Origin of the sequence: Thermoactinomyces mirandus (genome assembly GCF_013868055.1) — a bacterium.
Taxonomy (GTDB): domain Bacteria; phylum Bacillota; class Bacilli; order Thermoactinomycetales; family Thermoactinomycetaceae; genus Thermoactinomyces; species Thermoactinomyces mirandus.
In genome coordinates this window covers 62,385-73,166 of record NZ_JACEOL010000004.1, presented here as the reverse complement: position 1 = coordinate 73,166, position 10,782 = coordinate 62,385, and the positions used below count along the sequence as shown (strand labels likewise).

Genomic DNA, 10,782 nt, shown 5'->3' with positions numbered 1-10,782 from the left:
CTCACCCGTTCGCCGCTGGGTCCCGCCCCGAAGGGCCAGACCCCGCTCGACTTGCATGTATTAGGCACGCCGCCAGCGTTCATCCTGAGCCAGGATCAAACTCTCCAATAAAGTTGTTCCTGGTGCTTTCAGCACTTGGAACAACTGATCCACTATGTGGATAAGGTTTGATTGCTCAATTAGAATTAACGAGTCACGTCTTCACTCTTCAGTTTTCAAGGAACACTTTGTTTTGTTTGTTTGCCGCTTTATCGCGGCGACAGATATGATAATAACATGCTCATGAAAAATAGTCAACACTTTTTTAAAAAAATATTACCGGTTATTATGCTCTTTCTAATTCTGATGGTGTTCCTGCCGGTTCGGGTTTGCTTCGGGGCAAACCTGAAACCAGACAAATCGCCACAATGGCGATACCTGTCAAAATAATAAATATATGTTGCATGCTGAGTGCCAACGCCTCACGCATATAGTTTAACAGTTGTTCCGGTACTGAAGATAAATGATGCGGATTAAGCAGACGATTCACATCGGCAATAGCAACAGATTTTCCTTCCTGAGGATGGGCCATTACATATTCGATCATCGAATGGTTAAACAGGGTTCCAAAAACGGCAATCCCCACAGTTTGTCCAAGAGAACGTAAGAATGTATTAGAAGCAGTAGCCACTCCTCGTAAATTCCATCCCACCATTGATTGGACAATCACCGTGCATACGGTCATGACAAAACCAAACCCCAACCCGCTGACCAGCATCACCACCGGCAAAATCCAGGCAGGCGTATCTGTATCCATCTTCCCCAATATTATAGTGCCTGCCAATATGAATATCATCCCGTAAAGCGCAGTCTGGCGCGGTCCGGTTTTGAGCATCAGGCGTCCTCCAATGATTGCCCCAAACAGCCACCCAAGCGACATGGGCAACAGAACCAGCCCTGATTCGGTCGCTCCCCTCCCGATTACTCCCTGCATCCAAAAAGGCAAATAGACGTTTAAAGCAATTAAAATTGAACTGGCCAGGAAACCAACCATATTTGCCATCAGAATGGCCGGGACCCTGAACAGGTGGAGCGGCAACATCGGTTCGCTCACTTTTGTTTCTATCCAGAAAAACAGAACCAACCCTGCTGCACCAAGTACCATCAAACCGATCAGATAGGGGGTGTTCCAGGGAACAACCACTCCGCCTGCCGATAAAACATATAATAAAGAGGTGACTGCGATGGAAAAGGTGATAATACCCCAGTAATCTATTTTTATTCTCTGCAACTTCCCTTCTTCTTTTAAAAACAGCAAAACCATGACAACTGACACAAAGCCAAACGGCAAATTCAAATAAAAAATCCAGCGCCAGGAAACATAGTCAACCAGAAAACCGCCAACGAGAGGACCGATCAACCCGGACAGTCCCCAGACAGAACTGATCCACCCCTGAACTTTGGCCCGTTCTTCATACGGATAAATATCCCCAATGATCGTAAATGTGGTCGGCATAATCGCGCCTGCCCCGATCCCCTGTACAGCCCGAAACCATATCAACTGCTGCATCGATTGGGCTGTTCCCGACAACATGGAGCCTGACAGGAAAATAACTGCTCCCCATACAAAATTGCGCCTGCGGCCAAACAAATCAGCCAGTTTGCCAAATATCGGAGTAGCAACAGTGGATGTAAGCAAATACGAGGCAAATACCCAGCTGATATGCTGAATTTCCCCAAGTTCACTTGCAATACGCGGGATAGCTGTGCTGACAACCGTCACTTCAATAGCCGCCAGAAAAGTGGCAATCAACATGGCCAATGTTACCTTTTTTCTATTCGACATCATCTGAGACCCTCACATTCATTTGTCAAAAAATTGCGTATTGATCTGTAATTTCGTTGCATGTAAAATTTGTTCATGATAAAATCAAGCTGTCCAGGATGGAAACATCGTTATGTGAAAGGAAGAAAATCATGCTGTTTTCCGGAAAACTTAACAAAATACGTGCCTTTGCCATGTTTTTCATCTTTGCTGGAATGGGCGTGATGTATCTGGTTTTTTTATTTAAAAACCTGATCATCCTGTTTTTCTCAACCGGTTTGATCCTGATCCTGACAAGTGTCGGAATATATTTCTGGGCTGGCATTGTGTCTACCCACTCTATTTCGATCCAATGCCCTTCATGCAAAAAACAAACAAAAATTTTGGGCAAAAGGGATGAATGCATGCATTGCAAAGCAATTCTGTCCCTGGAGCCCAAAGATGTTCCCGTCGAAATTCAATCGAATTGAACATCGTATTATTGGGATACCTTACTCAAGGTTGCCCCGCTCACATTTATCAAACAAGACGGATCTTTATATCGGACTGCCTGTCCAGAAATTATAAAACAAATTCCTGCATTTTTCTGCTTTTTCCTTTATTTTTTAACAGAACAACGCTCTGATCCAGCCTATAGCTGCTGGATTTTTATTAAAAAAAAGGAATTGCTTGCACTCCTCTCGAACATATGCGTATAAAAAGCTCAAGCAAGGAGGCAGGAAGATGAAATTCCACAATCTTCTGGAAATGCTGGCAAATACCGTCCGGCGCTTTCCGGAAAAAACAGCCCTTTCATGGGAAGAAAACGGAAAGATATATAAACTTACCTACCAGCGCCTCTGGAACATGATCCGTGATTTCGCACTTGGCCTGGAGAAAATCGGAATCCGTCCAGGGGCCAAGATTGCTTTGATCGCAGAAAATCACCCTCGCTGGGTGATCAGTGAATTTGCCGTGTTCAGCCTGGGAGCTGTTTCCGTTCCCATCGCACCTGACCGCCATCCAAAACAGATCCGGGAAATTCTCAGCCATGCCGATACGGAAGGAGTGATCACGGATCAATACACGTTGCTGGAAAAGCTTAAGGATAAGTCATCCGGATTGAAACACTATATTCTTTTATACGGTGAAGCAAAAGGGGACCAAAGGGCTTTGCAATTTGATACAATTATTCAGATCGGGCAGGCAGTGTCTACAGAAGAAATGGATTGGGCATATCCCGCCATCCAGCCCTCAGAAGTAGCCATTCTGCATTATTCCAATGAATGTGCTGAAGCAAACAAAGGCGTCATGTTATCCCATAGCAATTTGATCAACAACCTGGAAAGCTTTCTGTATGCCATTCCATATTCCAAACACGATCATTTTCTGTCCATTTTATCCCTGTCGCATCCTTTTGAACGAATTGCCGGCTATCTCGCTCCCCTCGCATCGGGAGCAGAAATTTCCTATCTTTCGAAAAAGGCAGACTGGTTAACGGCCAGTCAGTACATAAAACCAACCATGCTGGTTTTAACCCCTACGCTTATTCAAACAATTTATGGACATTTAATGAAGCAAATCCGCTCTTCTTCAACAAAATATTATCTGTTTCAAAAAGCGCTGCAACAGGCAGAAAAAATTTACGAATTAAAAAGCAAAGGCTATAACTGGCCCATGTCCAAGTCTTTAGAACTGAAACACTCTCTTTTTCAAACGATTTTTTTTGCACCGGTCAAGCAGCAACTGGGAGGACAAGTTCGTTTTGTGCTGTCTGGCGGCACTCCACTCCCTGTTCAACTTCACCGCTTTTTCTGGTGCATTGATCTCCCGATTGTTGAAGGATATTACTTGCCGGAATGCGCCTCTGTCATCTCGGCAACCAGCCTGACCCATCCCCACCCGGGAACGGCGGGCAAACCGCTCCCGGGTATAGAATTGCGCATTCAGACCGATGGGGAACTGCTGATTAAATGCCCCCATGTGATTCTTGGGTACTATAAAGTGCCACTGTCAGAAATGAACGGTTACAGCAACGGCTGGATTAGCACAGGCGATTATGCTGAAATGGATGCCGAAGGCTCCTTGCGCGCCATTCGTCGCCGGACTGAACTGGATCCCAAAAAAGCCGTTCTTCCCACAGCCGTCAAAAAAGAATGCCTAACCGGTACGAAAGCATAAAAACCCTGCAACCAAACGGGCAGGGTTTTTTATTGATTGGACCTTATTTGGCAATCCGGACAAATTCCATACAGTTCCAGACGATGTGACTGTACCTTGAATCCAGTTATCGTCTCTGCTTTTTCTTCAATTTCATTCAGAGGACGATGGTCAAAATCAATAATCTTGCCGCAAGAATTGCAGATAATATGATAATGCTCAATCATATTCGCATCAAAACGGCTGGAAGCATCCCCGTAGGTCATTTCACGAACCAATCCGACATCCTTGAAAACTCGAAGGTTATTGTAAACGGTCGCTACACTCATATTGGGAAATGTTCCTTCCAACGCCTTATAGATTTCGTCTGCTGTCGGATGACTGGTTACGGAATAAAGATAACCAAGAATGGCATGGCGTTGCGGTGTCATACGCACACCATTCTCTTTCAGGGTCTCAACAGCCATTTCAAGAAGTTTATTACTCATTGGTCTTCACCTCGCAGGTTTCCACATTAAAAACCATTCTAATTTAATAATCTATATAATTAGTTTACTTGTTATCTGGTGATTTTGTCAATTTAATGCCTATTTAATCTAACGTTCGATAAAAATAATCATTTTCCCCTTTTTTACAAATAACTTTTTCTTTACTTTCTTTATGGCAGCAAAAAATATGCGCGATTCTTTGCCACAAATGGCATGCCAGCAAAAGCTGGTTCATATATATCAATCAAAAAAAGAAAGTGAGTGAGTCCTATGCCAAAGTTCTGGTCTCAAATTTTTGGAGGAGTCCTTACTTTATATGGAATTGCAGGTTTCTTTTTATCTTCCTCCGAATTGTTTCAGCTGAATCCAACCCATAATATTGTGCATTTGGTAAGCGGTCTCCTTTTTTTGGGGGCTGGGAGAAAAGAGAGCTGGAATCAACTGGCAATGAAAGTATTAGGCATTTTTTACGGTTTACTGGCAATTATGGGATTGTTCAGTGATCAATTATTCAGTCTTCTGGATATCACCCTCATCACAGAAATTGTTTACTTCCTGATTGCCTTGGGCGCGTTATATATTGGATTCGCTTATGAACATACCACAAAAGATGAGGAAAAAACAGAACAATCCAATGTCTAATTGTTCATATTTGAGCATGATCGCCAACAAAGAGGCGTATCATGCTTTGTTTTCTTTTATTTTAACATAAAAATAATTAAATTTAACCATGTAAATTTCCTTACTTGAAATATCCATCTTATGTCCTTATTTTTTGTGTTTTTCTCCTTCATTCTTTCCATACCAGCAATACGGCAGCAAATCGCATACTTCACATTTGGGATTGCGGGCAGTACAACAGCGGCGTCCATGCCAGATAAGCTGGTGATGGGTATCACTCCACAAAACGCGTGGAACTTTTTTCATCAACTGCCGTTCTGTTTCCAGCGGTGTCTTGCTATTTGCCAGGGCCAATCGATTGGCAACCCGATGCACATGAGTGTCAACAGCCAAAGCTGGCACACCGAAAGCATTAGACAGAACAACATTGGCCGTCTTCCGTCCAACTCCTGGTAAAGATTCCAATTGATCCCTTTTCTGAGGAACTTCCCCACCATACTGATTGACAAGAATCCGACAAGTTTGCAGGATATTTCTGCTTTTATTGCGGAACAGTCCCAGACCACGAATATGCTCTGCCAGTTCTTCTTCCGTCAATTGAACAAAATCCTGGGGAGAAGGATATTTTTCAAATAGAGACTGCGTTACTTTATTAACTTGCCGATCGGTCGACTGGGCAGACAAAATGGTAGCAATCAACAACTGAAATGGATTCTTAAAATGAAGTTCACAGTGTGCATCCGGATACATTTTTTTTAATTGTTCCAAAATCTTGCGTGTAGGTACCCGTTTTGGTTTCTGTTTCACAATACTCCCTCTTTCTGCTCATTATACTTTTCGCTTTACTGCTTCAATGACCAGTTCCTGACTGTGCCTGTCAAATGGCATCCGGCGAAAATCCCCATATCGGTGCCGGATTTTAAACCCGCACAATGCCAACAAGTGACTCAGTTCAGCCGGGTACACATATCTTAAACGAAATGTGGTGCGAATCCGTTCGATCAGCTGGCCGGACTGGCTGTATCGCTCGAAATACCGAATGATGCTCGCCTGTTGGGAAAAATGGTCGTATTCTGTAAAATCAATGAGTTCAACGGTTTCAGCAGTACCTGGAACCGGGAAGGAACCACGGTAGGAATATCGGTTGTCCATTTCATACAAATGTTTTACAGAAGGTACAAAAACATTAAAAGCAAAAATGCCGTCATCGGTAAGGTGTTGGCAAATACGGTTTAAAGCATGCACCTGGTCGCGGATCGTCAATAAATGCAAGAAAGAGCGGTAAGGAATGATGATTAAAGGAAACTTCTGTTTCAGATCGAAGTTTGTCATATTGCCATTTACCCACTTGATCTTTTCTTTCAGGTTTATCTGTCGCGTTTTTTGCCTGGCCCGGTTTAACATGGATTCATTCGCATCCAAACCGACCACCGGAATTCCGGCCAGTGCAATCGGCAAGGTGCACCGGCCGGTACCGCATCCCAATTCCAGCACAGGGCCTCCGGACTGCTTTGCCAGCTCTGTATAATAGGAAATATCATAATCAAGCCCCGGTGAAGTCCAGTCGTAATAATCAGGCCAGTCATAAGTGAGATGATCCAACCGTACGCTCCCCCTTTTTCAAATGGATAAAAAGGGTTTCACCTGGGAAACCCTTCTGGATCTGATCATGATTTATTGTAGATAATCCTTGACAAACTGCAACACTTCTTCTACATGTCCCGTTACTTTCACTTTACGGTAAACCTTTGCGATTTTTCCATCCTTGTCAATCACAAAAGTGGAACGTTCAATTCCCAAACGTTTCTTGCCAAACATGTTTTTTTCCTTGATTACTCCGTACTTTTCGCAAATTTCGCCGTCGGGGTCACTTAACAAAAGAAACGGAAGTTCCTGCTTTTCAATGAACTTCTGATGGGAGGCAACTGAATCCTTGTTGATCCCCAGAATCACAGTATCCAGTTCCTCAAATTCCCGATAGGCATCCCGGAAACCGCAAGCCTCTTTGGTACAGCCGGGCGTCTGGTCTTTGGGATAGAAAAACAGCACCACATTCTGCCCCTTTAATTCGGACAAGGTTACTTTGTTGCCGTTTGATGCTTCCAAAGTGAAATCAATCGCTTGATCTCCTTCTTTCACCAAGTGGTTCCACCTCCTGGAACGATTCCATTTCAGATAACCATATTCTAACACTTCTGCAAAGCAAAATAAAAGTTACTAGGGAAATATCAGTGTTCAATCGTTACCATAACGTTACGGAAATAATTTTATAAAACATCACCTATGTTGCAAAGCAGTTGGCCACAGAGATCGAAAAAAACTGGCCTGTTCCATGGGCTGCGCATGATGTTTCTTTCGTCATTATACCGGCCATCAAATGGTCTGATAAGGACCAGGCTGAACAGTTGGGAACTGGTAGAAATCGTGGATTATCCAAAACTGTTGACAAAAGCTTATTTTCAATAATTTGTTCAATAAAGGCAAAGAGGGAACTGCCTAATGAAACTACTTGCAATAACCGCTTGTCCTGCCGGGATTGCCCATACTTATATTGCGGCAGAAAAATTAAAAAAGGCAGCAACGGGCAAAAATATAGAAATCAAAGTAGAAACCAGAGGTCCTATCGGTGTTGAAAATAAACTGACCGCCGAAGAAATCGAAACAGCAGATGACATTATTATTGCAGCCGATAAGGATGTAGAGCCCGAACGATTCCGCGGAAAACCTGTTTATTTCAGTTCAGTCCAGGATGCCATCCACAAAACGGATGAGATTCTGGAGCGTTTTATTAATGGAGATGTTCCCATTTACAAAAACAAGGCTACCAGGGAAGAAACCTCAAAGGCTGAAACTGGAAAGCCGAAAAAAACAGCGGCCATAGAGAATGACTCAAAAGTCAAAAAGTACCTTTACCGCGACCTGATGAACGGCGTTTCTTACATGATTCCGTTTGTGGTCACTGGTGGATTACTGATTGCTTTATTGATCGGACTGGGAGGAGTTCCGACACCTAAAGGTTTTGTCATTCCTGATGATTCGATCTGGAAAACAGTAAACGATGTAGGAAGTACAGGCTTCATACTTATGGTCCCGATTTTGGCCGGATTCATTTCCATGAGCATCGCCGAACACCCTGGACTTGCTCCCGGAATGATTGGAGGCTTTATCGCTGCAAACGGTTCCTTTTACAACAGTGAAGCAGGTGCCAGATTTATCGGGGAATTGTTGCCGGTTTTGTGGCCGGTTATATCGCCAAAGCCATCAAACAATTGCCGGTTCCCAAAATCATCCAGCCGATTGTGCCGATTTTGGTTATTCCCCTTATCACAACCCTGCTGGTTGCCCTGATCTTTATTTATATCATTGGCGCCCCCATCTCGTCATTGATGGAGAGTATGACTGCTTTCCTGAACAGCATGCAAGGTTCCAGTAAAATCATCCTGGGAATGATTTTAGGCGGAATGGTTGCCTTTGATATGGGAGGCCCTGTAAATAAAGTGGCCTTTCTGTTCGGTGCAGCAATGATTGGGGAAGGAAACCCGTATATCATGGGATCACTGGCAGCAGAAATTTGTACTCCTCCGCTCGGTATGGGACTTGCCACCCTGCTACGCAAAAGAAAATATTTTCCGGAAGAACAGGAAGCCGGAAAAGCAGCTCTGGCCATGGGTCTGGTTGGCATCACAGAAGGGGCGATTCCCTTCGATCACGCGATCCGCTGCATGTTATTCCAAGTATTATGATTGAATCAATGGTTGCTTCCGCCATCGCGATGGTGGGCCAGGTAAGTGACAGCGGCCCGATTGTCATGGCATCTAACGCAATCGGCAACATTCCGGTATTTCTGTTGGCCATTGTCTGTGGAACCCTGGTCACTTCATTTCTGGTCAATTTCCTGAAAAAACCGGTCTGAATATCTGCAATTTGAAAAATCAAGTTACAACTTTTATGATACAAAGGGAGGATTTTCCTATGAATATGGCTGATCTGATTCAACCAGATCTGATAAATCTCACACTTCATGGAACAACAAAAAAAGAAGTACTCGAAGAATTGGTTGCACTGCTGGATGATGCAGGAATCATATCTGACAGGGTAAAATTTTACAACGAAATTATCGCCCGTGAAAACGAAGGCCACACCGGAATCGGGTTTGGAAACGCCATTCCACATGGAAAATCGGAAACCGTCAATATTCCTCGCATAGCCTGTGGAAAAAAAGATCCGGAAATTGTTTGGGACCCGCAAAGCGGAGAAAAAGCCCAATAGATTTTTTTGATTGCCGTTCCGGAAAAACAGGCTGGCAATGAGCATTTGAAAATTTTACAATTGCTGACCTCCCGACTTATTGACGACTTCTTCCGCCAGCAACTGTTCCGGGCCGAAACCGGAGAAGAAGTTTACCGTCTGCTTACAAAATAGTTCACGATTCGACTTCGGGGAGTAATCCATTCCCCGAACCAGCTTTTTTATTGAAATTTTTTTCGAAAGGAGAGTTATGATTGAAGGCCTTGGAACCCCTGTTTTTACAACCTGTTTTCAAGGAACGAATCTGGGGCGGGACTGCTTTGAGAGAAACGTTCGGCTATCAAATCCCCTCCGCGCGAACTGGTGAATGCTGGGCAATCTCTGCCCATCCCAATGGACAGAATTTGGTAAAGAACGGGCAGTACCGCGGAAAAACACTTGCGGAACTGTGGGAGAACCATCAGGAACTTTTTGGGCATCATTCCGGCAAAACTTTTCCTTTGCTGACCAAAATCCTGGATGCTTCCACCGATCTTTCCGTCCAGGTCCATCCGGACGAATCGTATGCAAACGAACACGAACATGGAGAACATGGCAAGACGGAATGCTGGTACATTCTTGATTGTCAGGAGGGGGCGGAGATTATTTATGGCCATCACGCCCGGAGCAGGAAAGAATTGAAACAGATGATAGAACAGAATCGCTGGGAAGATCTTCTGCGACGAATACCGGTTAAACCGGGGGACTTTTTTTATGTTCCCAGCAGAACTGTTCATGCTTTGGGAGCGGGAACGCTGGTTCTTGAAACCCAACAAAGTTCTGACGTAACCTATCGGCTTTATGACTATGACCGTGCTCGCCCGGATGGGAAAAAACGTGAATTACATATAGACAAAGCGCTTGATGTGATTACCGTTCCCCATCGGGAAAATCCGGTTCGCCCGCGAACATTTGCCCGGGATGGGGCCAATATCACAACATTTGTTGAGAGCAAATGGTTTACCGTGGAAAAATGGGAAATCAACGCAACTGTCCGGATCTCCCGGCTCCACAGTTTTCAACTGGCCAGCGTGATTGGAGGGGAAGGCCATCTGAAAACTGCCTTAAAAACTTATCCTCTGTCCAAAGGAGAACATTTTATTTTGCCATACCAAATGGGGAAATTTGAAATAAGCGGAAATTTGACTATGATCTTGTCCCGACCTTAAGCCCATCCATCCCTTTTCCTGCTTTGGCTGTATAAACATGGAAATCGTGGGAGGACGCTTCACCCTCCCAAAACAGATCTATGGATGTTTACAAGGCAAAATGACAAAAACCCGGGTTTTCCGGGTTTTTTGCAAAAGAAAAAACAACAAGGGCCGCAAAAAATAAGAAAAGACTTACCAGCTGTCGACAAAGTGTGAAAAAGCGATTTTTGGAAGCGTAGTGACTTCGGAGCCGCTCTCAAGCGAAAGCGTTCACTTCCAGGGAAAACGGGCG

General features: G+C 44.2%; 9 protein-coding genes, 1 rRNA gene and 1 pseudogene. 5 read left to right on the top strand and 6 right to left on the bottom strand.

The window, feature by feature from the left end; translation table 11 throughout:
• Positions 1-111, bottom strand: a 16S ribosomal RNA gene (locus H2C83_RS02060); the annotation flags it as partial.
• Between the two features lie 214 nt (positions 112-325).
• Positions 326-1,828, bottom strand: a complete 1,503-nt coding sequence (locus tag H2C83_RS02055) for an MDR family MFS transporter (RefSeq protein ID WP_181737256.1) — start codon at positions 1,826-1,828, stop codon at positions 326-328.
• Positions 1,829-1,881: 53 nt separating this feature from the next.
• On the opposite strand from H2C83_RS02055, the gene H2C83_RS02050 reads away from it, so the two are divergent.
• Entirely contained in the window at positions 1,882-2,274 is a 393-nt protein-coding gene (locus tag H2C83_RS02050; RefSeq protein ID WP_246333683.1) for a DUF2614 family zinc ribbon-containing protein, read from the top strand.
• A 253-nt stretch (positions 2,275-2,527) separates the two neighbouring features.
• On the top strand, positions 2,528-3,964 hold the full coding sequence (locus H2C83_RS02045; RefSeq protein ID WP_181737255.1) for an AMP-binding protein: 1,437 nt from the start codon (positions 2,528-2,530) through the stop codon (positions 3,962-3,964).
• Between the two features lie 29 nt (positions 3,965-3,993).
• Here H2C83_RS02045 and perR read toward each other — a convergent pair whose 3' ends face one another.
• The gene (gene perR / locus H2C83_RS02040; RefSeq protein ID WP_181737253.1) at positions 3,994-4,431 is read right to left on the bottom strand and encodes a peroxide-responsive transcriptional repressor PerR; all 438 of its coding nucleotides are present in this window, start codon (positions 4,429-4,431) and stop codon (positions 3,994-3,996) included.
• 270 nt (positions 4,432-4,701) lie between these two features.
• Here perR and H2C83_RS02035 point away from each other — a divergent pair, with 270 nt between their 5' ends.
• On the top strand, positions 4,702-5,073 hold the full coding sequence (locus tag H2C83_RS02035; protein WP_181737251.1) for a DUF4383 domain-containing protein: 372 nt from the start codon (positions 4,702-4,704) through the stop codon (positions 5,071-5,073).
• A 126-nt stretch (positions 5,074-5,199) separates the two neighbouring features.
• Here H2C83_RS02035 and nth read toward each other — a convergent pair whose 3' ends face one another.
• From nth to bcp, 3 genes are all read right to left on the bottom strand, one after another.
• On the bottom strand, positions 5,200-5,859 hold the full coding sequence (gene nth / locus H2C83_RS02030; RefSeq protein WP_181737249.1) for an endonuclease III: 660 nt from the start codon (positions 5,857-5,859) through the stop codon (positions 5,200-5,202).
• 21 nt (positions 5,860-5,880) lie between these two features.
• The gene (locus tag H2C83_RS02025) at positions 5,881-6,654 is read right to left on the bottom strand and encodes a class I SAM-dependent methyltransferase (RefSeq protein WP_181737248.1); all 774 of its coding nucleotides are present in this window, start codon (positions 6,652-6,654) and stop codon (positions 5,881-5,883) included.
• Positions 6,655-6,726: 72 nt separating this feature from the next.
• Entirely contained in the window at positions 6,727-7,194 is a 468-nt protein-coding gene (bcp, locus tag H2C83_RS02020) for a thioredoxin-dependent thiol peroxidase (RefSeq protein WP_181737246.1), read from the bottom strand.
• Positions 7,195-7,551: 357 nt separating this feature from the next.
• Between bcp and H2C83_RS02015 the strand changes: the two are divergent.
• A pseudogene (locus H2C83_RS02015) lies at positions 7,552-9,474 on the top strand (fructose-specific PTS transporter subunit EIIC).
• An 80-nt stretch (positions 9,475-9,554) separates the two neighbouring features.
• Entirely contained in the window at positions 9,555-10,508 is a 954-nt protein-coding gene (manA, locus tag H2C83_RS02005; RefSeq protein ID WP_246333682.1) for a mannose-6-phosphate isomerase, class I, read from the top strand.
• Positions 10,509-10,782 lie beyond the last annotated feature (274 nt).